General features: G+C 49.8%; 13 protein-coding genes and 1 tRNA gene. 9 read left to right on the forward strand and 5 right to left on the reverse strand.

The window, feature by feature from the left end; genetic code table 11:
* Nucleotides 1–7: 7 nt before the first annotated feature.
* From aroB to OCV59_RS05420, 5 genes are all read left to right on the forward strand, one after another.
* Nucleotides 8–1,126, forward strand: a complete 1,119-nt coding sequence (gene aroB, locus OCV59_RS05400; protein WP_147593476.1) for a 3-dehydroquinate synthase — start codon at nt 8–10, stop codon at nt 1,124–1,126.
* A gap of 32 nt (nt 1,127–1,158) precedes the next feature.
* On the forward strand, nt 1,159–2,496 hold the full coding sequence (gene aroA / locus OCV59_RS05405) for a 3-phosphoshikimate 1-carboxyvinyltransferase (protein WP_147593477.1): 1,338 nt from the start codon (nt 1,159–1,161) through the stop codon (nt 2,494–2,496).
* 59 nt (nt 2,497–2,555) lie between these two features.
* A complete protein-coding gene (gene aroC, locus OCV59_RS05410; protein ID WP_147593478.1) occupies nt 2,556–3,725 on the forward strand; it encodes a chorismate synthase in 1,170 nt (389 codons plus the stop codon).
* Complete coding sequence (locus tag OCV59_RS05415) at nt 3,725–4,876, forward strand: bifunctional chorismate mutase/prephenate dehydratase (RefSeq protein WP_147593479.1); 1,152 nt, start codon at nt 3,725–3,727, stop codon at nt 4,874–4,876. Before aroC ends, OCV59_RS05415 begins: the two co-directional genes overlap by 1 nt.
* 86 nt (nt 4,877–4,962) lie before the next feature.
* Complete coding sequence (locus OCV59_RS05420; protein WP_147593480.1) at nt 4,963–6,420, forward strand: shikimate kinase; 1,458 nt, start codon at nt 4,963–4,965, stop codon at nt 6,418–6,420.
* A 1,029-nt stretch (nt 6,421–7,449) separates the two neighbouring features.
* Here the strand turns inward: OCV59_RS05420 and OCV59_RS05425 are convergent.
* From OCV59_RS05425 to OCV59_RS05445, 5 genes are all read right to left on the reverse strand, one after another.
* A complete protein-coding gene (locus OCV59_RS05425) occupies nt 7,450–9,153 on the reverse strand; it encodes an APC family permease (RefSeq protein ID WP_147593481.1) in 1,704 nt (567 codons plus the stop codon).
* A gap of 114 nt (nt 9,154–9,267) precedes the next feature.
* A complete protein-coding gene (locus tag OCV59_RS05430; protein WP_147593482.1) occupies nt 9,268–10,665 on the reverse strand; it encodes a sensor histidine kinase in 1,398 nt (465 codons plus the stop codon).
* The gene (locus OCV59_RS05435) at nt 10,649–11,371 is read right to left on the reverse strand and encodes a response regulator transcription factor (protein ID WP_147593483.1); all 723 of its coding nucleotides are present in this window, start codon (nt 11,369–11,371) and stop codon (nt 10,649–10,651) included. Before OCV59_RS05435 ends, OCV59_RS05430 begins: the two co-directional genes overlap by 17 nt.
* A 412-nt stretch (nt 11,372–11,783) precedes the next feature.
* Complete coding sequence (locus OCV59_RS05440; RefSeq protein WP_262584135.1) at nt 11,784–18,860, reverse strand: Spy0128 family protein; 7,077 nt, start codon at nt 18,858–18,860, stop codon at nt 11,784–11,786.
* Nucleotides 18,861–19,259: 399 nt separating this feature from the next.
* Nucleotides 19,260–19,334 (reverse strand) — tRNA-Arg (locus OCV59_RS05445).
* A gap of 300 nt (nt 19,335–19,634) precedes the next feature.
* On the opposite strand from OCV59_RS05445, the gene nrdD reads away from it, so the two are divergent.
* The 4 genes from nrdD (at nt 19,635) to OCV59_RS05465 (ending at nt 23,904) form a co-directional block, all read left to right on the forward strand.
* Nucleotides 19,635–19,931 (forward strand): anaerobic ribonucleoside-triphosphate reductase, encoded by a 297-nt coding sequence (gene nrdD / locus OCV59_RS05450; RefSeq protein ID WP_147593485.1) that lies wholly within the window; start codon nt 19,635–19,637, stop codon nt 19,929–19,931.
* A 52-nt stretch (nt 19,932–19,983) separates the two neighbouring features.
* Entirely contained in the window at nt 19,984–20,862 is an 879-nt protein-coding gene (locus OCV59_RS05455) for a DMT family transporter (protein WP_262584136.1), read from the forward strand.
* Between the two features lie 276 nt (nt 20,863–21,138).
* Nucleotides 21,139–22,575 (forward strand): adenylosuccinate lyase, encoded by a 1,437-nt coding sequence (purB, locus tag OCV59_RS05460; RefSeq protein ID WP_147593486.1) that lies wholly within the window; start codon nt 21,139–21,141, stop codon nt 22,573–22,575.
* 36 nt (nt 22,576–22,611) lie between these two features.
* The gene (locus OCV59_RS05465; protein ID WP_147593487.1) at nt 22,612–23,904 is read left to right on the forward strand and encodes an adenylosuccinate synthase; all 1,293 of its coding nucleotides are present in this window, start codon (nt 22,612–22,614) and stop codon (nt 23,902–23,904) included.
* The last annotated feature ends 37 nt before the right edge of the window (nt 23,905–23,941 follow it).

Raw genomic sequence — 23,941 nt, forward strand, 5'->3', positions numbered from 1 at the left:
GAAAATCATGATAAAAATAGCTGTTTCGGCATCGAGAAAATACAATGTCATAATGGATCGGGGCGCGCTCGGCAGAGCCGGCGAGCTGTTTGCTGACGCCGGTATCTCCGGCGGACGCAAAAAGCTCTGTATCGTTACCGACAGAAACGTCGCTCCCCTCTACGGCACAGAGGACGGCGAGCTCTGGAGATCTCTCACAGATGCGGGCTTCGAGCTTTACAGATTCGTATTCGAAGGCGGCGAAAAGACCAAGACGCTCGACACGCTGGCAGATATCCTGAACTTCCTGGCAGACAACCGCTTCACGAGAAGCGACATGCTCGTCGCACTGGGCGGCGGCATCGTCGGCGATGTGACCGGTTTCGCAGCCGCGTCGTACCTCAGAGGCGTCGAATTCATCCAGATACCGACGACACTGCTGGCCACGGTCGATTCTTCGGTAGGCGGCAAAACGGGAGTCAACCTCAACGCCGGAAAAAACCTCGCCGGCGCTTTCTGGCAGCCGTCTCTGGTGATGTTCGACCCGAACGTTCTCAGAACGCTGTCGTACGACACTACTCTCGACGGGATCGCCGAGGCTGTGAAGTCCGGATTCATCGGCGACCGCAGCATCGCAGACGACATATCTGCGCATGTGCCTGCGGACAAAAGCTTCTCAGAAGATGACATAGACTTCCTGACACAGCTCGCCGCCAAGGCAGTGGAAGTCAAGCGCGCAGTCGTCGAAGAGGACGAGCGTGAAAGCGGCCGCAGACAGCTTCTCAACTTCGGGCACACGATCGCTCACGCTATCGAAAAATGCAGCGATTACAGCATCAGCCACGGACACGCGGTCGCGATCGGAATGACGATCGTATCAGCAGCAGCCGATACTCTTGGGTGGACAGAGGAAAAATGCACGGACAGGCTGCTCCGGATACTCGATCAGTTCCGATTCCCGCTGCAGTGCCCGTACAGCCCCGAAGAACTGACAGCTGTAGCTTTGCAGGACAAAAAGATCCGTGGTGACCGCATCACGCTCGTCATCCCTGAAAATCAGGGAAGCTGCACGCTGAAAACGATACCGACAGGCGAACTGCAGCAGTTCATCACATGCGGGCTCGACGCGCTGAAAACGATGCAGTGAGACGTAAGATGCAGTGAAAGGAATCCTGACTAATGGACATAAAAATCATCCCCAGAAAACTGAAAGGAAGGCTCGATGCGCTGCCCTCAAAATCGCACGCACACAGAGTGCTGATCGCACAGAAGCTCGCACGCATGCAAAGCGCTGCAGATGCTGAGGCGCTGAACGCTGACGGCTCGCCCGGCAGCGAGATCCCGACATTTTCAAAGGACATCGAAGCGACTAAAAACTGTCTCGCTCAGCTCGACAGCGGATCCCCGAGACTCAACTGCATAGAGAGCGGTTCGACGATGAGATTCATGCTCCCCGTAGCGATGGCGCTCAGAGACGAAGCGGTCTTTATCGGGACGGGCAAGCTGCCGTCAAGGCCGATCTCGCCGCTCAGGGAAGAAATGGAGCGAAACGGCTGCACGTTCTCGCCCGGGACTCCGGCAGCAGACGCCGCAGATATCCCGGACGGCTTCAGCGAGATATGCACGATCAGAGGCCGACTGCAGCCCGGCACATACAGGCTCGCCGGCAATGTCAGCTCGCAGTTCATAACCGGCCTGCTCTTCGCACTGCCGCTGCTCGACGGCGACAGCACGCTGGAGCTCACGACGGCGCTCGAATCCGCCGGATATGTAGATCTGACACTGGACGTGCTCAGAGATTTCGGTATAATGATAGACGAAAAACGATCCCCCGAAGGGTTCAATACATATGTGATAAACGGCAGCCAGCGATACACGGAACCGGCAGACGTCACCGTACAGGGCGACTGGTCGAATGCCGCATTCTGGCTGGCATGCGGAGCGCTCGGCGGAGATGTGACGCTGGATGGCGTGGACATGACGTCCTCACAGCGTGACAAGGAGTTCGCGGATATACTCATGCAAATGGGCGCGCATCTCGAAGTCAGCAGCTGCGGCACGTCAATGGACAGCACATCAGCGACCGGCGGGCTCAGCTCTATCAGATGCACCGGTAACGGACTCAGCGCTGCGGATATAGATGTAGCGCAGATCCCGGATCTCGTTCCGGTCCTCGCTACCGTGATGGCGCTGGCTGACGGCGCATCAGAGATAACACACGCGGAAAGGCTCCGCATCAAGGAATCTGACCGCATCTTCACAGTTCACGACTTCCTGTCAAAGCTCGGAGCCGACATCACCGACGAAGGCAGCGGCCTTTCCGTCAGAGGAAAGCGCACACTTTCCGGCGGCGAGGTCTGCGGTCACAACGATCACCGCATCGTGATGGCGGCAGCAGTCGCATCGTGCGGATGCACCGGCCCGGTCATCATCAGAGGAGCCGAAGCCGTAAACAAATCGTATCCTGACTTTTTCAGAGATTTTGCCGCACTGGGCGGCGAAGTCTGCGAACTGTAAACACATGAACGAGCTGAAAGAAAACGCTGAAAAACATAGTATAATAAGGAATCAACCATATGAAATCAACTACAGGTAAAAATATAAAAGTGACCATCTGGGGCGGCTCCCATGAACCGGCGATCGGAGTGGACATCGAAGGCCTGCCCGCAGGCACCGAGATCGATATGACAGAACTTGCCGCATTCCTGAAAAGACGAGCACCGGGCAACAGCCCCTTTGCAACAAAGCGCAAAGAGCCCGACATCCCGGTTCCTGTAAAGGGTCTCCACCCTGCCGACAACACGGCAATGCAGAACGAGCCGGTGATCCAGGACGCATCAGACAAACCGGGCACGACCGGCATCGGCAGCCACGAGATCATGATCGCGACCGGTGACACCGTCTCTCTCGAGATCAGGAACACCGATACGCGATCGTCCGACTACAGATCGCTGCGCACCGTCCCGAGACCCGGACACGCGGACTACACCGCCAGACTCCGGTACGGCGATACCCTCAACATGGCAGGCGGCGGGCCGTTTTCCGCGAGGATGACAGCACCCCTGTGCATCGCAGGCGGCATCGCACTGCAGATCCTCGCAGGACATGGCATAACCATCGGAGCCCACATCGCATCGATCGGCAGCGCGCACGACACACCATTCGACCCGGTAGCCACAGACCCCGCACTGCTGAGATCGCTCGACGAACAGAGCATGCCGGTGATTTCCGAAAGCGCGAAAGCACAGATGGAAAAAGAGATCCGTCTCGCCATGGAGGACAGCGACTCGATCGGCGGCACCGTAGAGGTCTGTGCACTGAATGTGCCTGCGGGCATCGGCGGCGCCATGTACGACGGTCTGGAAAGCGCACTCGCGCCGGTATTCTTCGGGATCCCGGCAGTCAAAGGAGTCGAATTCGGCGCAGGCTTTGCAGCTTCGGAGCTCAGAGGCTCCGTGAACAACGACGCGTTTTACTACGACGGCGACACCGTAAAAACTAAAACGAACAACCACGGCGGTATCCTCGGAGGCATAACCTCCGGAATGCCTCTCATCGCAAGGCTGGCTTTCAAACCGACGCCATCGATCGCGAAGGAGCAGGATTCCGTCGATCTGGATAAAAAAGAAAACACAAAACTCAATGTAAAGGGCAGACATGACCCGTGCGTGGTCGTAAGAGCAGTTCCCATCGTGGAAGCCGCTCTCGCTCTGGGAATTTTAGACTGTATGATGGAGGAAAAGTAATGACAACGAAAAATTTAGAACAGATGAGACATGATATCGACAACATTGATGCGCAGATAACTGATCTGTTCAAACAGAGAATGGAGACATCACTGGAAATCGCAAAATACAAGAAAGAAAACGCTGTCCCTGTTCTCAGCGATTCGAGAGAAAAGGAAATAATGCACAAGATCTCGGAGCAGATCGGTGAACCGTTCGACGGATATGCAAGACTTCTCTTCAACACTATTTTCGATGCCAGCAGATCATGCCAGAACAACTATCTCGCAAGGAAGTCAGACCTGGCCGACAGGATCGAAGCCGCGCTTCAGCAGACTCCGAAGCTTTTCCCTAAAAAAGCGGTAGTCGCATGCCAGGGCGTTGCAGGCTCATATTCACAGGCAGCATGCGAAAGACTGTTCGAAGTGCCGAGCATCATGTTCTTCAACAGCTTCGAAGGCGTTTTCAATGCCGTTGAAAAAGGTCTCTGCCAGTACGGGATCCTGCCTATCGAAAACAGTTCATACGGCTCGGTCGGCGCAGTTTACGACCTCATGCAGAACTACAATTTCCACATCGTGCGCGGCATTCGTCAGAGGATCAGCCACAACCTGATGGCAAAAGCCGGCACCAAGCTTTCAGATGTAAAGGAGATCTTCTCCCACGAGCAGGCTATCGGCCAGTGCGGAGAGTTCCTGAAAACACTCAAGGATGTAAAAGTGACAGTTTGCGAAAATACAGCCCTGGCTGCAAAGATGGTCGCTGAGAGCGGCAGAAACGACGTCGCAGCGATCTCATCAAAGGAATGCCTCGATCTCTACGGACTCGAGCTGCTCAAAAAGCACATCCAGGTGAGCGACAACAACTACACACGCTTCATCTGCATCTCGAAGAACATGGAGATCTACCCGGGATCGAACAAGATCAGTCTGATCCTTTCACTGCCGCACGTTCCACGTTCACTTTATCACACTATTGCAAAGTTCGCGGCGCTGGGTATCAACCTGACGAAGCTGGAGTCAAGGCCTATACCGGGTAGCGACTTCGAGTTCATGTTCTACTTCGATCTGGAGGCTTCGGTCTACTCGCCTGAGCTGATCAACCTGCTGAGCGAACTGGAAAACCAGCCGGAAACATTCGTATTCCTCGGCTGCTACACTGAAATGATCTAACAGCTTCAGCTGCTGTGAGAAAATGCCAGGATCCTGCACACGTTTTGGCATTTTCTCTTTTTTTAAAGGAGGCTTAAAACAAGACAATGAAATACGGACTTATAGGAAAAACGCTGGTGCACAGCTACTCCAAGGAGATCCACGAGGCTCTGGAAAAATACACGTACGAGCTGTTCAGCCTTTCCGAGGAGGAAATGCCTGCATTTGTAAATGCCCGCGATTTCGGCGGCCTGAACGTCACGATCCCATACAAAAAAGACGTCATCCCGCTCTGCGACGAGATCTCGCCGCTGGCTGAAGCTATCGGCGCAGTCAACACGCTTTACTGGAAGCCTGCGGATGCTGCCACTGCAGGCACTTCGACAACTGCTGCGCCGCCTGAGGATCGCGGTCTGTCAGGCAATACCGCCATAAATACTGCAAAGGGCCGCACGCTGGTCGGCCACAATACCGATTATGAAGGTTTCCTCTATGCTGCAAAGCGCGCAGGCATATCTTTCGCAGGCAGGACCGTACTTATCCTGGGTACCGGCGGAACATCGCTGACGGCGAGAAAAGCAGCTGCAGACAACGGAGCTGTGCAGATTTACATAGCATCGCGTAAGCCGTCACCGCAAGATCAGACGGCGCAGTGCCGTACCGCACAGGAAAAGTGCGCCGGCACTGACGTGCATATGCCTGGCGCTCCCGGCACAGAAACACCTGAGACCGCGGCCCCAGTGCGCATCACGCAGCTCACGTACAGCGAACTGCCGCAGATTGCCGCTGCAGTCGATGTGATCGTCAACACCACGCCTGTCGGCACCTACCCGAACAATATGAAAAGCGTGATCGAACTGGCTGACTTCCCTGAATGCGAAGCAGTCATCGATGTGATCTACAACCCGTTCAAAACCAAGCTGCTTCTTGAGGCAGAAAAAGCAGGCCTCAGATTTTCCAACGGTCTCCCGATGCTCGTAGCACAGGCGACTGCCGCTGCAGGATATTTTCTCGGCACACCGGGCGCTTTCCAGGATGAAAACGAGCGCATCATCAAAACGCTCAGAAACAGGATGCAGAATATAGCTGTTATCGGGATGCCCGGCAGCGGTAAATCCACGATCGGCCGCCTGATCGCCGAAATCACCGGAAAGCGATTCGTCGATATGGACGCTGAAATAGAGACCCGCGCCGGTATGACGATCCCTGAGATATTTGCGAAATACGGCGAGAAGTATTTCCGCGATCTTGAAAGCGAGACCGCTGCAGATCTCGGTAAGGAACATGGCCTCGTCATTGCGACGGGCGGCGGCGCAGTACTGAGAGCCGAAAACGTTGACGCACTCAGACAGAACGCCACTGTCGTCCACACGGAAAGACCTGTTTCGAGCCTGCCGACTGACGGCCGGCCGCTTTCAAAGGACATCGATACGCTCGTTCGGATGGAAAAAGACCGCCTGCCGATTTACAAGGCTGCCGCCGACATCACATTCGACAACAGCGTGATCTGCCCGGAAAGCGAGCTCAGAGAAAAACTCAAAACTGCGATCGCAGAACTGATATAGCGATCGCCGAGACTATTCAATACAAACAGAATTGAATATACATATTTTTACAAAATTATTTGTAAAATATTGTAAACTACTGATATTGATGTTATAATACGATACAGAGAAGCCTGAGACACGGTGGACGGAAGCTCCCTGGAAAGGGAGGTGATACTATGATTACATATGAAGCCTTGAGTGCATTCTGCACTGCCGGACTTTTGATAGTCGCAGTTATCGCCTTGTTGAAAGACAAGCACTAGTTTTTACGGGAAGTAAAAACTCCGTCCCAAACCTCTATAATGTGACGGAGTAATTACTTCCAAACATTCTGTGAGCAACCGTTCATCGGCTTCTCTTTTTATATTTAAAATATACCGCTGCACCAGCCTTTTGTCAATAGACATGAAACTTCATTTTAACGCTATGTCATGGAAGCTCAGCGGCTGTATTCCAGCATCATGTACAAGGCGTCTTACAGAGCCGGCATTTGTGTAATATTTAAAATATCGGAGAAATATTGCACATCCGGGCTTAGATTTGTGCGGAAATGATAGCCCTCAAAAAAATATTACACATGATTTTGTGTGGGATCGCATGAAAAACGCCAAAATTGCATAAAAAAGCGGCTTTTTTGTAAAAATCATCCATGTTCTTGCGTAATACAAAACGAAATTCACGGAAAACTGCACAGATGAGGAATGAGATGTGTAATGATTTTCAAAGGAGAGAAATCCTACACATCCGCCGGGCCCAATGATCATAAGCACAAGCAACAGGCACATCTCCCGAGAGCGTCCCTTTACAGTGATTCCCACCATCTGTGCAGAAATGCTTATATCATCAATCCCTCTGCTATACGCATGAAAAAGCCGCCTGGATGCCGTTAGTCGCTCTGAGTCGGTCTAAATCGATCTGAATCGGTTGAGTCGGTCTGAGCCTGTACGACACAGGCGGTTCTTCTCTGAAAGTCTGTATTATTGAGAAATATCGCTTCCACAGGGAATATTGTTTCCGCGGGGGACTTTCAGATAAATGTAATTGTTACTATATATCAGATAATTTCTTTTCAGGTTCTACTTTCTTTGAAAGAATGTAGAATACTATACAGCCTATAACGCTTATCACTGTGATTATGTACAGTCCGTTCTGTAATATGTTCAGCAGTACGTCTATATTGGCATTAGGGAACATACCGTCAAAATAATCCTCTGCCACAGGACCGTCTCCTGAATCCCAGTCTTCGTACCACGGCGCAAATAATATCTCGATCATATTGAATATCGACATTATCATGAGCAGGAACGCGATTTTTCTTGTATCTCCCACTGCAAGGCCCGTCTTAGGATTCGCCGGGAACTTCACGCTGTCTTTCTTCGTGAGCCCGCCGTATCGTCTTCTCCAGATGAAGTAGAGAAGCGGTCCCGTCATCAGACCTACCATACCTCCGATGAAATAGTCAGCTCCGTTTATCATCAGTGCAAATAAAGCAACGAAGATCGGCACTATGCAGATAAGTTTGAAGAAGCCGTCACCGCCGGGCACTCTGAACTTATACTCCTCCTTCGGTATACGCTTTCTAAGAATAATAGCCGAAATGTATATCATGATGTATGATGCAGCCAGCATAGTCGTATCAAGTATGATGATAAGACCGAACGGGCACATGCACAGTACCAGGCTGAATATTCCTATCGAAAGAACTGATACATACGGAACACCATTTTTCTTGTCACACTTTACCATGACCGGCGGAGCCAGATTGTCATCTGCCAGTGAGAAGAAGCCTCTCGAACCCGATGCGATATATGTATTGAATATCGAGCACTGTGCGATTATCGCGATCAGTATAAAGAACGTACCGAATCCTGCGCCCCAGAACGTTGCAACTACATCACCATAACCTACTCCTGATCCGTCGGGACCCCATTCGGTCCATCTGCCCATCGAACCGAGACCTGCGACCGTAGGCAGGATATATGTAGCCATGATCAGCGGTATCGTGATCAGCGTTCCCTTAGGGATTACCTGTGGATCTTCTATCTCCCCTGCGATAGTTGACATAGATTCGTAACCCGAATACATCCACATTATAACGGATATGCCTCCTGCGATCAGCATGAACCAGTCTTTTACTCCTGTTGCTTCATATGCAGTCATCTGGAATGAGATAGTATCAGCTGTTTCTGCGTTGCCTCCCCAGTTCAGGAATCCGCATACGGCAACCATCGCAAATGCTACCATTACCAGTATCGAAAGGATCGTGCTTATGATACCTACGTCCCTTATACCCTTGATATTGATCAGCACGAAAATAATTATCATTGCAGCTTTTATAACAAACTCTGCAGGCTTTGACAGATCCCATTGTGAAGCAGCATATCCGCCTGCCAGTATAACGTATGACACGTTATCGATATATATGGAGATCGTTCTCCACCATCCTGCCTGGAATCCCCAGAATTCACCGAGTGCCTCCTGCACCCACTTGTAGTATCCGCCTTCCTGCGGTCTTACTGAACCGAGCTCCGATGCCACACTTCCCAAAGGCAGCGCCCATACGAACGGCATCACACAGAGCATCACGATAGTCAGCCCCGGTCCGCACTCCGGAATGGCCTCCTCTATTCCGTAGCATCCTGCAGCAACCAGGCAGAAGATCATGAAGACTACCGTAGGAACCCCTATCTTTTTCTTTTTCAATCCATGCTCGCCGACTCCTGCATTCATAGTCGACTTATTATCAGCCATACTTCATCCTCCTTAAAAACAAAGAATAATAACAATAATTACATTTGTCTGTATATTTTATCAGTTGTTTATTAATCGTTTCTGAAGGATTTTATTAATAATTCTGAAGCGTATCTAAACCCGATATACTTTCCGACGGAGCGTATGTGTGCCCTGCGACAAATGATCATCCCCGAACATCACGACTATGCTGAAAGTCTCGCTGCCCTGCTTTATATCGCAAAGCCCGCCGGCTCTTTCCATGAGTTTCATTATGCTGCGAAGTCCTATGCCGCTGCTCTCGACACCGCCCCCGACCTCGACCCTGCTGCCTGAGGCCGGTACTTTGCTGCACCCTGAGCTATCGTATACACTCGCCACAGTGTTCTCAAACACAAACCCTGCATATCCATCCTGCGACACGGAGCTTATCCTTACCGGCTCACCGGCATCTGCGTACTTTACGATATTAGAGACGATGTTATTGAGTATGCGGTCGATATCCTCACTGTACACCGACACTTCCTGCTCATACCACTCTATCGACGTCTCCGTGCGAAAACCCTGCTGCTCCAGATATTCCACCACGCCGGACAGCGCGTCTGAAAAAACATTTCTGAAGGTATCCTCCACGTCCGGGAGCTCTGCGGCGTCCTTTTCCAGCGAATATTCAAAGATCCTGTCCGTGAGATACTTTATCCTGTGCAGCTTATCATCTATACGATCCACGTAATGCATCATCTGTTCCTCATTTTCATATTTCCCGTGCCTTATCGCTTCCGTATATATCATCACGGCAGTCAGCGGCGTCCTGATATCGTGCGACATATCCGTGACCATCCTGCTGTTCAGCGCTTTGAGTTCTTCCTCTTTCTCAAACTGATGCAGGATCGACTTCCTGAATGCGTCTATGCTCTCGCCCAGCGCCGCCAGCTCGTTGCGACCTTTTACAGTAACCTCGTACTCCAGATTGCCTCCCTCCAGTATCTCGATATCTTCCTTGAGCTTCCTGACATACTTTATCATCCGGCTCACACCCGCCATCACTATGAAAAAAAAGATCGCAAAACACACGTCCAGCTCGGCTATCAGCGCACGATGATAAAACTGATATGTGTAATTCCCGGCAAAATAGACATCGAATGTCCCATCTGCGAACACAATCTTTCGTGCATGAATTTCATCCGATAGATCACTCTCTACCGATTCTCCCTTGAATGGACCGCCGGATTCATATATCCAGGAATTGTCCTGGTATATCTCGAACCAGATCCGCTTCTGTTCGCGTGTCCACTCACCAAGCGCCTTTCTGTCTGTCGAGCTGATACCGTTCTCGGTCACGAACTCCTGCAGTTTTTCAGCATACATATCATTCTGCCGTTCGACATAACTTGATGCCTCCAGGTATTTGCCGATCGCCTTCGTGGAGATCCTGTCTGCGGTTATGAAAAGAGCTGCAGATATTGCAAATGCCAGCGCTATCAGGATCGCCAGCTGTCCGGCCAGCGTTTTGCGGTTACTTATCAGACGCATTGAACCTGTATCCTTTCCCCCATACTGTGTGGATATACTCGGGATTCTTTGGATCGTTTTCTATTTTCATCCTGAGCTTTCTTATATGCACCATCACGGTATTGTTCGATATGTAAAAATACGGCTCGTTCCATACCGACTCGTAGAGGTTCTTAGTGGAAAATATCCTGCCCGGATTTTTTATCATCAGCAGGAGCATCCTGTACTCTATTTCAGAAAGCTCTATTTTACGGCTGTCACGGAAGACCTCATTGTAATTCGTACTGACTTTCAGCGATTTTCTGACGATATACCCCGCTTCTTCGATGATCGGCTGCTCCGGTATATCTTTGCCTTTGTAGACGGTGTATCTCCTCAGAAGGGCCTTCGTTCTGGCCAGCAGCTCCGAATATGTGAACGGCTTTACCAGATAGTCGTCTCCGCCGGCCATAAAACCTATGAGCTTGTCCGACTCCTGCGACTTTGCAGTGAGGAAAAGGACCGGGACGTTGGATATCCTGCGGATCTCTTCGCAAGTCTTTAGTCCGCTGATGCCCGGCATCATGATGTCGAGTATCACGAGATCGATGTCGCCGGAGAAAAGGCGCAGACCTTCTTCTCCGCTCCCTGCCTCGGTTATTCTGTAGTTTTCACCGCTGAAAAGTATCCTGATGCCCTCGCGGATATCTTCATCGTCTTCTATTATTAATATCGAGTATTCTTTCATGCTTCACCTGCCTTTGTTCACGCTGCCTGCGAACTGCGAACTGCAAACTGCGGACTGCTGCATCTGCATACATCCGCTCCCGCATCTGTCGCCGCATGCCGTTTGCAGATCTGCGGCCGCGGCTGTCATTCTGATATCACAAGTATAATCTGCCACATATTTCTTAGTCAATCATTAACTCTGCCGTTAAGAATTCTTAAATCGCCCGGTGCTGCTGTGAATGCCCGGGATCACCTTTTGATCCAGGCCTGCCAGGCGATCCATACCACCCAGAATACCGGATCACCCGGGTTTTGCATAATAAGACCGACACGTGCCCTTTGCAAAATGCTGCAGATACGACAAGAGGACGATCGCTTTCGCGTCGCCCCCCTGTCTTAAATCAGATTGGATATGTCATTTTAGAACTTGATTACTGCTTTATCTTTCTTCTTACGAGCACTGCTCCGCCTGCTGTCGCAGCCATCATCATCAGACCCAGAGCCACAGCCATGTTGCTGTTGTCACCTGTATCTGTGCCTGTTCCTGCAGGCTTGTAATGGTTGGTGAACACGATGCTGCCATCGCTCACTTCTGCGGTAAGCGTGCCGCTGCCGTCATCCGTGACTGTTACCTTGATCTTGTAAACGTGCTCGTCGTATTTAACGTCGGCCTGTTTGTCGTTCACTTCTGAAACAGTGTATTCATATACGCCTGCTTTTTTGAACTTCACAGTGTCAAACATGACTGATCCGTTCTTGTCGTTCTTAGCCTCTGCGATCACCTTGCCGTCCCCATCCTTAAGCTGGAATGTGAACTGTCCTGCCTCCAGAGCCTTGCCTTCAAGCTTCTTGACAGCTCCGACTGTCACTGATGTCGGAGCAGCCTTGTATTTGTTGCTGAAAGTGATGGCGTTCTTTTCTGCAGGAGCTGCCTCATTATCAGTTATCATTGCGATCACCTGATGCTTTTGATGCTTTGCTTTGAGGGTGCCGTCGCCATTGTCGCTGATCGTCGTGTAAACAGTGTACAGCTGATCATCGTAAGTCACACCGCCTGCACTGCCCTTGACCTCACGTACTGTGTAAGTGTGAGTTCCCGGCTCAGTGTATGTGATGCGGCTGAATGTTACCTTGCCCTTTGCATCGTTGCTGCCTGTTGCGATCACTTCACCGCTTTCAAGCAGCTCGAAGCTGAATTCACCGTCTCTGAGGTCTCTGCCTGTGAGCGTTTTATCGATGCTGATCTGGTCAGTTATGCTCGATGGCAGTTCTCCGACTGTGTAAGTGTTGGTGAATGTGAATGCCGGTCCCTGTGCCGGATCCTTTGTCGCGCTCAGATGGCCTTTACCGTCATCTGTGAGTGTGATCGTGAATGTCTTGCCTGTAACGGCATCCGGATCATTCGTCACGCCTGCAGCGCTGCCTGCTTCTGTCACCTTGTATTCAAATACCTTTGTTCTCGATCCGTCAGCAGCTGGTGCCACGTTCTCAAAATCGCTGAGTTTGAAAGTCGTCTTGCCGAAGTTCACATTTCCGGCTGCATCATTTACTGCCGTTGTATTCTCAGGCATCGGTGTTCCGTCTGCAGCTGTAATCGCGAATGTGAACTTGCCTGCGATGTCGTTCGGTGTCAGCCCTTCTGCATGAGACAGTGTCTTGCTGCCCGTCACGTTCACATCGACATCATCTGTACCATACTGGTTGACGAATCCGAACTTGGATTTGCCGTCAGGATAGTTCGTAACTGCTGTCAGCGCACCGTTTCCGTTATCCGTCACAGTAACCGTGAAATCAAACGTTCCTGAGGTCATGCTCACGCCTCCCGGAAGTGCCGAGCCGTCTTCGTAAACTCTGTAGCTCAGAGTATAGACTGTTCTGCCTTCGTCATCAACAGACTTCACTGCGTAACCTTCTTTGACTGCATCGCTGAGTATCACAGCATTTTCACCTGCCGCCTCGTCTAAAGTCTTGTAGCTCAGCGAGCTGAACGCGATATTGCCGCTGCCGTTGTTCTTAACAGCCTGCAGCACTCTGCCTTCACTGCCGTCCGCAGGTTTTGTGACAAGCATGAATGTGAATTCATCAGCCTTCAATGAGCGCCCTGTCAGCGTCTTGTCTGCCTTGACATCTGCCTTTGTGCCGCCATCGGCATCTGTAGAACCGTCATAACGGTTTTCGAATCCTATAGCGATACCCTCCTGACCGGCTGCAGGCTCTTCCTTGCTTACAGTCTTGTTGAATATCTTCTCGCCTGTAGTCGTATTTGTCAGTACGACATTTGCTTTGAGCATACCGTCTCCATTGTCTATCGTCGTTATCTCCAGCTTATACCGGTTTTTATCGTATACATAGCCCTTATCGCTGCCCTTTGTCTCTGCAAGGGTGTAAGTGTATGTCTTACCGATATCTTCCTGAATCAGAGTCATTCCCAGTGAATCGATCAGTGTGCTCACTTCTGAATCAGCTGCCGGCAGACTGCCGAATGTCGCACCAGCATCAGCTGATATCTTCAGTTTGTCTGCAGAAGCTTTGTCTGCGGCCTCGATGCTGAACTGGAACTGATCCTTCTCCATGTCGTGTCCGTAAAGCACCTTGGTGACACTTACTCCGCACACATCATCAAGAGGCAGGTCTTCTGTCTCGTATTTATTTGTAAATGTCCTGCTGCCCGCTACAGTTGTTACAACTGCTTCAAGCTGGCCGTTTTCATTGTCTGTCACTGTGACCGTGATGGTTCTCACTGCAGTATCGTATTTCACTCCTGCTGCACCACTGTCTCCAGGATCCTGTTCTTTAACTTCATATTCATAAACGCCGGCTTTTGTAAATGTTATATTGCCAAAGCTGATCGGCGCTTTGCCGTCTTGAACATCAGCGCTTGTTACAGCAACTTCTGTTACAAGCTCTCCATCTTTCATCGGCATTGGGGCCGCTTCTACGCTTTCCGGCTTCTCCGTATTAGTGATAGTAAATGTGAAGCTGTCGCTGTCTTTCCAGTCGCGCCCCTTCAGGACTTTCTGGAATCCTTCTGTGATATCAACAGGGTCTGCGTCCGCAGCCTTGTAGCTGTTGTTGAATCTCACTGTAGGTGTGCCTGCTTCTGCATCAGAGCTGTTGTAAACAGCTTCTTTGTTGATGCCGTCTGCATCTTTCCATCTTATTGTCGTCACTGTGTGCATCGTGCCGTCGCCATTATCCACGACTTCGATAGCAACTGTATATTCTGTGCCGTCATATGTCACGCCGCTGAGTTCTCCGGCAGTTTCTGCCACTGTATAAATGTATGTCTCGCCTGCATCAGCCTCTGTGAACACGAGTCCCTGCAGCTTCTGCATGACGTCCACTATACCGGAGCCCTTTCGAGTATTCGTGAACGACTTATCGCTGTCACTGATAGCAGGTGCGCCTTCTGCCGGTGTGATCGTGAAAGTGAACTCTCCGGCTTTCATTGTCCTGCCGTTGAGGACTTTTTCGACATTCAGTCCGCCGCTGGTACTGTACGCATGAGATGCTTCGTATTTATTCTTGAAAACTGCTCTGTCCTTTTCTTCGGAAACAGTTCCGTTATCGTATGAAACCGCTGCCGTGAGCTGCCCGTTACCGTCATCTTTCACTACGACAGTGACCTTTGCAGTATGGCGGTCATATGTCATTCCGCCGGCTTTCGAATCAGGTACAGTTTCCTTGATGTCAAAGGTGTATGTCCCTTCTTTTGTAAAGGTCACATCTCCGAAGTTGAAGCTTGCAGGCTCCTTGTTCGTTCCGCCAGATACGGATGCTCTATCGCCGTTCTTTGCGATGGCAACAGTTTTATCCTTGATCGCTTTCGCTGTGGCATCGTCTCCTGCTGTCAGCGTGAACTCAAAGGTTTCATTCTTAAGCATATCTCTGCCGGTCAGTGTCTTGTCGCCTCTGAGAGCAGTATCAGTTTCATCTGTCAGTTTCACAGGATCTGCACTGTATGAGTTGCGGAATACCGGAACTTCATTTGGAGCCAAATCATTACCATTAGCATCCTTATATATTCTATCCACGACTACCGTATCTTTGCCATTAACGCTCTCAACGTATACATTCAAATGGATTTTATACTTAGTCGTATCGTAAGTAAGACCATTTACCGTATAATGATTACCTTCATTTGCATCTTCTGGAAGCACTTCTTCCATCCAGTATTCATAAGTTTTCGGATGTTCTTTTGTTGCTCCGGCAGCATCTGCAAGCGTAAATTCTTTGCTGGTGAACCTCACTCCGATACCTATATTCTGCGCATCTATTGATGTTTCTCCATTCGATAACGGAGCACCATCGATCGCCGTAATGCGGAATGTGTAGTCACCGTCTTTCAATTTTTTGCTTCCTGTATGATCCGTAAATTCTTTCCGAGCTTCTGCATCCACCGCCTGTTTGTTGGTTTCATATATGTTGCGGAAAACAGCAGTATTATTATCTACAGTGCCTGCCGGCTCCAGTTGGGTTCCTGCGTCATTACGGATTTTTTTCATAACAGCGTCTGCTTTCAGCGCTCCATTATTATCAGTTACTGTAACAGTCACCGTATATGCTGCGGCAGAATATGAAACACCCTGTTTACCAAGAGTTCCTGGATCGTCTTCTGCGATCCTGTATTGATAAGTTCCTAGTTTCGTGTATGTAATATTACCAAATGTCTGATCAATGGAATCCTGGCTGGTAACCTTTCGTACAGAAGTCCTGGTACCTCCCAGCATTGTCGCATCATCCGGCATTGGCGACTCATTGTCATCTGCGGTCAGATAGAACGTGAACACTGAGTTTTTAAGATATTCAATACTCCATGCCGAAATATATTCATTCTCATTATCTTCATTCGGAGTTACAAAATCCTTGTGTACCTTGAATGTTGCCGATCCGTCAAGGGTTGCAGGATCTGCCTTGTATGTGTTTGTGAAAGCAACCGATGCAGCGTCGCTGCCCGGGATCGTTCCCTTTGCAGATACATCGCCGCTTTCTGCTTTTTCGGTCTTTGCGTTGTCGCCGGCATTGTCCTGAGTAACTGATGCTGTAAAGTGTTCAGCCTTCGTCTCAGTCACAGTATACTCTGTTCCAGGTGCAAGACCGTAGATCTTCAGAGTCTGGCCATCTTTGAGAGTGAATGTATCTCCCGGCTTTATCTTAAAAGAGTCTCCGTCTGCTTTTGCTCCGTTGTATTTCTGAGCAGTATACTCAGCCTTGAGCTTGCTGCCCTCTTTTGCTGTCAGTTCCAGCTTGTATTCGAACTCCTTGTTTTCCAGACTTTCAGGAACTGCATGACCCGTCTCAGCCTTCACTGTCTTGCTGATATCCAGCTGTCCCGGAAGATCGAATGTCATACGGCCGTTGTTGCCGAGATATGCGGTAATGCTGTTGCCTCTGAAATCGTTCTCCCATACAGGCTTTATCGAAGTCTTAGCTGTATCTGTCTTGTTCGCGCCAGTCTCTTTGTCTTCTGTAAAGTATGTCAGGCTGGTCGTTCTCGGCGTTCCTGCCGGGATGTAATACTGACCTGTCGCTTCATCTTTTTCAGCAAATCCGCCCAGCAACTCGTTGCTGTTGCCCGGGATCGTCACTGTATTTATCTTCTTTTCTGCTTTACCGTCTTTCAGCTCATAGTAGTCACGCTGATAGTAGTATATCGTACTACCGCTGGTGTCTATCGCGCCTGTAGCCGGTTTAGTGCATGCCTCGTCCGTGTACAGGAACGTATTGTTCTGGAAATAATAGAAGTCATTTGTGGTCGCCGGTTTGAAGTATGAGTATGCGCCTATGCCTTCTGATGCTTCATCCTTTGAGTCCTTGTCATATTTGTTAGTGTAAAAATGCACATGACCTTCGTCATCCTTGTTGGTATTGATGTATGCCTGAAGGAGTGCATCAGGGTTTTCTATTTTTTCTGCAACACCGTCTTTGAGACTCACATTATAGAAAAGACGCATAGGGTATGCCTCATCTATAGTCATGTTGCCGTCTTTGTCGATCTCGTAATATCTGAGCGGAATCAGGCTGGCAGGGATCTTCATTGTGACAAGATCACCCACATTCAGCTGATCGTCACCTGTAGCCTTTTCGACTGTTATCACGATATCTTTGAGATTTCCTTTCGGATATACATGGTTCGTATCAGGTATGACATAGTCAAATGTATATTTTACTGTCGTTTTATTGCCTGCTGTTGTCTCTGTACTGCTGTAGCCCCGAGACCCGGATGTAAGCATCTGATCTGCATACAGCAGCGTGTTCAGATCTTTGACCTGCATATAGTCGCCAAGCTGATCAGTGATCGTGATATATCCAGCCTGACTCGGGTCTTCTCCCTGATCCACATGAGTCGGAGACTGCGCCGATGTTACTATCTCTTCCTGAATTTCTGTGAATATGTCATTCAGCTTTGAAGCATCTGTTGCTGCCTTATAAAACTGCGTATTATTGCCTTTGCTGTCCTTTGCACGTGTGCCAAGGCTATCGTATGCGGTCGCATCAGGATAGTTGCTGGACATACCATGCATGTAAGCGTTGAACTTCTCTTTGTTAGTCCACCACCAACCTGTACCACCTGTGATGCTGGCGTCTGCATCATTGAATACGCCTATCGTATATATAGATGTAGATGCATCTGCTTTGATATTCTTTGCAGCTTTTATTGCATCATCCGCCACATCATCATCAAACCCGGAATTATGATTTGGTTCACCATCTGTGAAGAATATCACTATCCTCTTGACGTTCTTACGGTCGCTGCTTGCGGTTTCATCAGCCTTGCTCCTATCCACCAGCGTCTTTGCATGATCCATGGCATAGTCTGCCGCGGTAGCACCTGCAGGCTTCAATGCATTTACTTTATTTTTCAGCTCTGACTTGTCGCTACTGGTGTATGCCTTATAATTACTTACGATTTGAGTGTAGTTGTAGGTAAATCCACCGCTGCGGTATGTTTCGTCGCCTATCCTGTCGATTTTGTTTCCTGAAAACTTCACCAGAGAGATACGGTTCTGCTTATTAGTCGGCTTATTCTCGTTCTCCTCCGCCGATTTATCGATGAAGTTGTTCACCGCGGATTTCAGCTTATCGATTTTCTTGACGCCGTCCTTATCCCTATCATCCATACTGCCTGACACATCCAGTACCAGTACTATATCGAGGGGTACTGTTGTCTGTCCCATTATCTTCGCTGTGGATGACAGTGCCGATAATCCCACGAGAAAATCCGAATCATTATCCTTATTTATGATTTTCAAATTTCCGTTTGGCTTCGTCAGTACAATATTCTCCGTTGACACGGACTTGTCCGTCCAGATACGGCCGACGTTCTTCGTGCTGTCATCCAGCGCGTTCGAGTCGTGCCAGTTGTTCACAGTCAGATCATCCGCGACTGTGTTCTCAGCTGCACCTGCACTCTGTGGACATAGACATAGTCCGAAAACCATGACTGCGGCTACCACAAATGCAAGTATCGATGCTGATAGCTTTCTTTTCCTACTTAATACTCTCATTCTCAGCTCTCCTTCGTTTGAACTTCCCCTGTTTACGAAATACTTTGTAATATTGAGCGATACCAAAGTAAATCTCATGTTACAGTTAGATTTTTTAATAAATATATGTAGAATCGGTTCTATTGCAATTTCTAAGTATACCACATTGCTCCTGTTATTTCAATGTATTTTCACAATTCTGTTTTCGGTAACAATCGGAACTTGCAAACATTTTTCGGCTTCGTTTAAAAGAGGGAGCATGTAATCTTATAAATAAAAATTTTCATTAATATATATACATACCCACCCTTTACTGACTGATCAGGAGAGAGCCCTGCAGACGCACAGCCCGCAGTCTTTACATAAAAACTTCCCATAACAAAAAAAGAAAACGGCCGGATGTTCGTATCCGGCCGCGTCTGGCACCCCTAGCAGGAATCGAACCTGCAACTAACCCTTAGGAGGGGTTTGTTATATCCATTTAACTATAGAGGCATATATGTGTTTTTTGCTCCACTATGATATCACATGTGCGGGTGCTTTTTCAAGGGTTATATAAAAAGTACGCGAAATTAATTATCGCGCATTTCCGCAGGTTTCGCGGTGCAGCGATGCGTCCGGGATATCCGCTTTCGCAGTGAGACGATGACATGGCGTGGCATCATAACGGTGTGGTCGCGGCGTTTGCAGATGTTTTTAGTCCAGATTGTTTTTTTGATGTTTTTCTGCCGCCTGCCTATATACAAAATATAGTGTTCAGGTGTATAATCTTACCCAGATAAAGGAGGTATTACCATGGCAGTAAAAATAACAGGAAATGCAGATCCGCGCGAGGCTCAGGCTTACGTCGATTATCTGCAGGAAAAATACAACAGGAAGCTCGAGATGCTCGACGTGCATATCGATGGTGATTATGCAGATCTTAACTACACGTTCTCGCATGTTCCTTTCGAGAGGATCAGGAGGATCACGGGCTATCTCGTTGGTACGATGGACAACTGGAACGATGCGAAGAAGGCCGAAGAGGCAGATCGTGTAAAACATTCACTTGGCGGCGCTCAGGGCGCTGACGGCATGGAACAGCTTTCATAGAGTGCGTCCCGGAAGCCCGGCAGCCCAGTGACTTACAACTTAGGAGAAAATAATGACAACTCTGAACGGAATGTCGGAAAGAACGAAAGGCGCCGTGCTGATGTGCACCTCTGCTTTTCTCTTTTCGGCGATGCAGATACCCATCAGCCTGTCCGGGACGACGATCCCGATAATGGAGCAGGTGTTTTTCAGAAATATCGTGACTCTGATACTGAGTTTCATACTCATAATTAGATCCGGAGGCTCGCTCTTTGGCACAAAAAAGAACCAGCCTCTTCTTTTTGTGCGCTCGGCATTCGGTTTCCTGGGTCTGATCACCCAGTTCTACGCAGTGGCGCACGCCAACCAGGGCGACGTGTCCACGATGATGAAGCTGTCGCCTTTCATGATAACGCTGTGGGCGGCGATCTTCCTCAAAGAAAAGATCCGCAAAGTACAGATACCTGCGCTGCTGATCGCCTTCCTGGGTGCGGCGTTCGTTGCGAATCCCGCATTCAATTCGAACCTGCTGCCGCTTTTCATGGCGTTCCTGTGCGCATTCTTTTCAAGTGTATCGTACACACTGCTGGCATACTTCAAGAATAAAGTCGACGGAATGACTATAATCATGCATTTTTCAACGTTCTGCGTGCTTGCATGTATACCGTTCATGATATTCGATTTCGTGATGCCGACGTTCAAAGAGCTGCTCCTGCTGCTCCTGATCGGCGTGTTCGGCGGCTTCGGGCAGATCGCGCTGACCTACGCATACAGGCTGGCGACCGCGGCCGAGATCAGCATTTACAACTATTCCGGCATCGTGTTCTCGATCATCCTGGGATATGTTTTCCTCGGCGAGGTGCTGGACGTCACGTCCGTCATCGGCTGCGCGCTGGTTATCATCGCGGCGCTCATCACTTATATTTTTTCGGGGAAAAAAGCTGCACGCTAACGGCCGTCAAGGCGATCAGGAGAACGTCACGAGTGAATATGAGACCCGCATCTGCAGCCTTTACATCACAGATCCGACACAAAACCGTGCGTAACTCGCGCGCATAATGCGGCAGAGCAGGCTATCATCCGCTCTGCCGCTTGTTTTATCCCCCTTTTTTGTGATATAATAATCGTTGTATGTGCTGAACGCAGTCAGCATTTCTCATCGAAGCGGGCCGATGGGAAACCCGGAAAATGATATTTCCCGCACAGTGATTACAAAAGGAGTGAGATTATGGATAATACGAAGAACTATACGAGTTCATTATCTGAAAGATACCCAAGCAATGAAATGAAATATCTTTTTTCACCTGAAATGAAATTCAGGACGTGGAGAAAGCTCTGGATAGCGCTTGCTGAGACGGAGCAGGAACTCGGGCTTCCGATCACGGATCAGCAGATCGCTGAGCTCAGGGCCGCAGCTGACGATATCAACTACGACGTTGCCAAGGCACGCGAAAAGGAAGTGCGCCACGACGTGATGTCCCATGTTTATGCATACGGCCTGCAGTGCCCTGATGCGAAGGGGATAATACATCTGGGCGCGACATCATGCTACGTCGGCGACAACACGGACCTGATCATCATGACGGAAGGTCTGAAACTGATAAGAAAGAAACTGATAAATGTCATCGCAAACCTTGCGGACTTTGCAGAAAGATACAAAGCGCTGCCGACGCTGGGATTCACGCATTTCCAGCCGGCACAGCCTACGACGGTCGGAAAGAGAGCCACGCTGTGGCTGCAGGATCTCCTGATGGATCTCGAGGATCTCGATCACGTGCTCGGCACGATGAAGCTCCTCGGTTCGAAGGGAACGACCGGCACGCAGGCAAGCTTCCTCGAGCTGTTTGACGGCGACATCGGGAAGGTGAGAAAGCTCGACTCGCTGATCGCAGAGAAGATGGGCTTTGACGGCTGCTACGCAGTATCGGGTCAGACTTACTCGAGAAAGGTCGACACGAGAGTGCTCAACATCCTGTCAGGGATCGCGCAGAGCGCTCACAAATTCAGCAACGACATCAGACTGCTCCAGCATCTGAAGGAAATAGAAGAACCGTTCGAAAAGAACCAGATCGGCTCGTCGGCAATGGCGTACAAGAGAAACCCTATGCGCTCGGAGCGTATAGCTGCGCTTTCCAACTTCGTCATCGCAGGAGTCCTGAACCCGGCGATCACAGCATCGACCCAGTGGTTCGAAAGAACGCTGGACGACTCGGCGAACAAGAGACTCAGCGTTTCGGAGAGCTTCCTGGCGACAGACGGTATACTGGAGCTTTACATGAATATAACGTCAGGCCTCGTCGTTTACCCTAAGGTGATAAATGCGAGACTGATGAGCGAGCTTCCGTTCATGGCTACGGAAAATATCATGATGGATGCCGTGAAGGCCGGCGGAGACAGACAGGTGCTCCACGAAAAGATCAGACAGCATTCGATGGCTGCCGGCAGGAGAGTCAAGGAGGAAGGCGCCGACAACGATCTGCTCGACAGGATCGCTGCCGACCCGGATTTCAACATGACGAAGGAACAGCTGCTCGCGCTGATGAAGCCTGAAAACTTTACAGGATGCGCGGAAAGCCAGACGGAGAATTTCCTCGAGACTTTCGTAAGGCCTGTGCTTGAAGACAACAGAGAAGCACTCGGCATGCATGCCGACATAAATGTATAAATCATAGATCACATCATTAATATAAAGGAGATTTAAATGATCAAAGCAATCGTAGGCGCCAACTGGGGCGACGAAGGAAAAGGTAAAATCACCGACATGCTTTCGCAGAATGCTGATATCATCATCAGGTTCCAGGGCGGAAGCAACGCGGGGCACACGATAAAGAACAACTACGGCAAATTTGCGCTTCACATGCTGCCGTCTGGGGTATTCTACGGTCACACGACCAGCATCCTCGGAAACGGTGTTGCGCTCAACATCCCTTACATGTTCAACGAGATCAACTCCATCGTGGAAAAGGGCGTGCCTATGCCTAAGATCCTGGTTTCTGACAGAGCGCAGATCCTGATGCCGTATCACATCCTCTTTGATGAATACGAAGAAGAGCGTCTGGCAGGCAAGGCTTTTGGTTCGACTAAATCAGGCATAGCTCCGTTCTATTCTGATAAATATGCCAAGATCGGTTTCCAGGTGCAGGAGCTGTTCATGGATGAGGATCTTCTGCGTGAAAAGGTGGAAAGGGTGATCCTGCAGAAAAATGTGCTGCTGGAGCATCTCTATCACAAGCCTGCTCTCGATCCTGATGAGATCATGGCAACTCTGAAAGAATATAAGGAAATGGTAGCGCCTTATGTATGTGACGTTGCGCTTTTCCTCGATGAAGCTATAAAGAGCGGCAAGCAGATCCTGCTCGAGGGGCAGCTCGGCGCGCTCAAGGATCCTGACCACGGTATCTATCCTATGGTAACGTCTTCATCGACGCTGGCTGCGTACGGTGCGATCGGCGCCGGCGTTCCGCCTTATGAGATCACTGATATCATCACTGTCGTAAAGGCGTACTCAAGTGCTGTCGGCGGCGGTGCATTCGTCAGCGAGATCCTCGACGAGGTGGAAGCTGAGGAGCTGAGAAAGCGCGGCGGTGACGGCGGCGAATATGGTGCTACTACGGGAAGACCTCGAAGAGTCGGCTGGTTCGATGCTGTCGCTACTAAGTACGGCTGTATGACTCAGGGAACTACCGAAGTCGCATTCACGGTACTCGACCCGCTGGGATATCTCGACGAGATCCCTGTATGCGTGGGATACGAGATCGACGGAGAAGTGACAGACAGATTCCCTTGCACATCGAAGCTCGAGAAGGCAAAGCCGGTGCTGAAGAAGCTGCCGGGCTGGAAGTGCGATATCACGGGCATCCGCGAATACGACCAGCTGCCTGCAGAAGCTCAGAACTACGTTGACGAGATCGAAAAGATGATCGGCTTCCCGATCACTTACGTTTCTAACGGACCGGGCAGAGAGGATATCATAAAGAGAACACCTAAGCTGTAGATGTGGTGTTTATCATGTCGGCTGGCGCCGACAAATA

Origin of the sequence: Brotomerdimonas butyrica (genome assembly GCF_025567305.1) — a bacterium.
Lineage (GTDB): Bacteria > Bacillota > Clostridia > Peptostreptococcales > Anaerovoracaceae > Lentihominibacter > Lentihominibacter butyricus.

What these genes read in the sequence shown, in the direction of transcription:
- OCV59_RS05455 (WP_262584136.1), top strand. Translation starts at nt 19,984, where the DNA reads ATGACAACTCTGAACGGAATGTCGGAAAGAACGAAAGGCGCCGTGCTG.
- OCV59_RS05425 (WP_147593481.1), bottom strand. Translation starts at nt 9,153, where the DNA reads ATGGCTGATAATAAGTCGACTATGAATGCAGGAGTCGGCGAGCATGGA.
- aroC (WP_147593478.1), top strand. Translation starts at nt 2,556, where the DNA reads ATGAAATCAACTACAGGTAAAAATATAAAAGTGACCATCTGGGGCGGC.
- purB (WP_147593486.1), top strand. Translation starts at nt 21,139, where the DNA reads ATGGATAATACGAAGAACTATACGAGTTCATTATCTGAAAGATACCCA.
- OCV59_RS05440 (WP_262584135.1), bottom strand. Translation starts at nt 18,860, where the DNA reads ATGAGAGTATTAAGTAGGAAAAGAAAGCTATCAGCATCGATACTTGCA.
- aroA (WP_147593477.1), top strand. Translation starts at nt 1,159, where the DNA reads ATGGACATAAAAATCATCCCCAGAAAACTGAAAGGAAGGCTCGATGCG.
- OCV59_RS05415 (WP_147593479.1), top strand. Translation starts at nt 3,725, where the DNA reads ATGACAACGAAAAATTTAGAACAGATGAGACATGATATCGACAACATT.
- OCV59_RS05435 (WP_147593483.1), bottom strand. Translation starts at nt 11,371, where the DNA reads ATGAAAGAATACTCGATATTAATAATAGAAGACGATGAAGATATCCGC.
- OCV59_RS05465 (WP_147593487.1), top strand. Translation starts at nt 22,612, where the DNA reads ATGATCAAAGCAATCGTAGGCGCCAACTGGGGCGACGAAGGAAAAGGT.
- OCV59_RS05430 (WP_147593482.1), bottom strand. Translation starts at nt 10,665, where the DNA reads ATGCGTCTGATAAGTAACCGCAAAACGCTGGCCGGACAGCTGGCGATC.
- nrdD (WP_147593485.1), top strand. Translation starts at nt 19,635, where the DNA reads ATGGCAGTAAAAATAACAGGAAATGCAGATCCGCGCGAGGCTCAGGCT.
- OCV59_RS05420 (WP_147593480.1), top strand. Translation starts at nt 4,963, where the DNA reads ATGAAATACGGACTTATAGGAAAAACGCTGGTGCACAGCTACTCCAAG.
- aroB (WP_147593476.1), top strand. Translation starts at nt 8, where the DNA reads ATGATAAAAATAGCTGTTTCGGCATCGAGAAAATACAATGTCATAATG.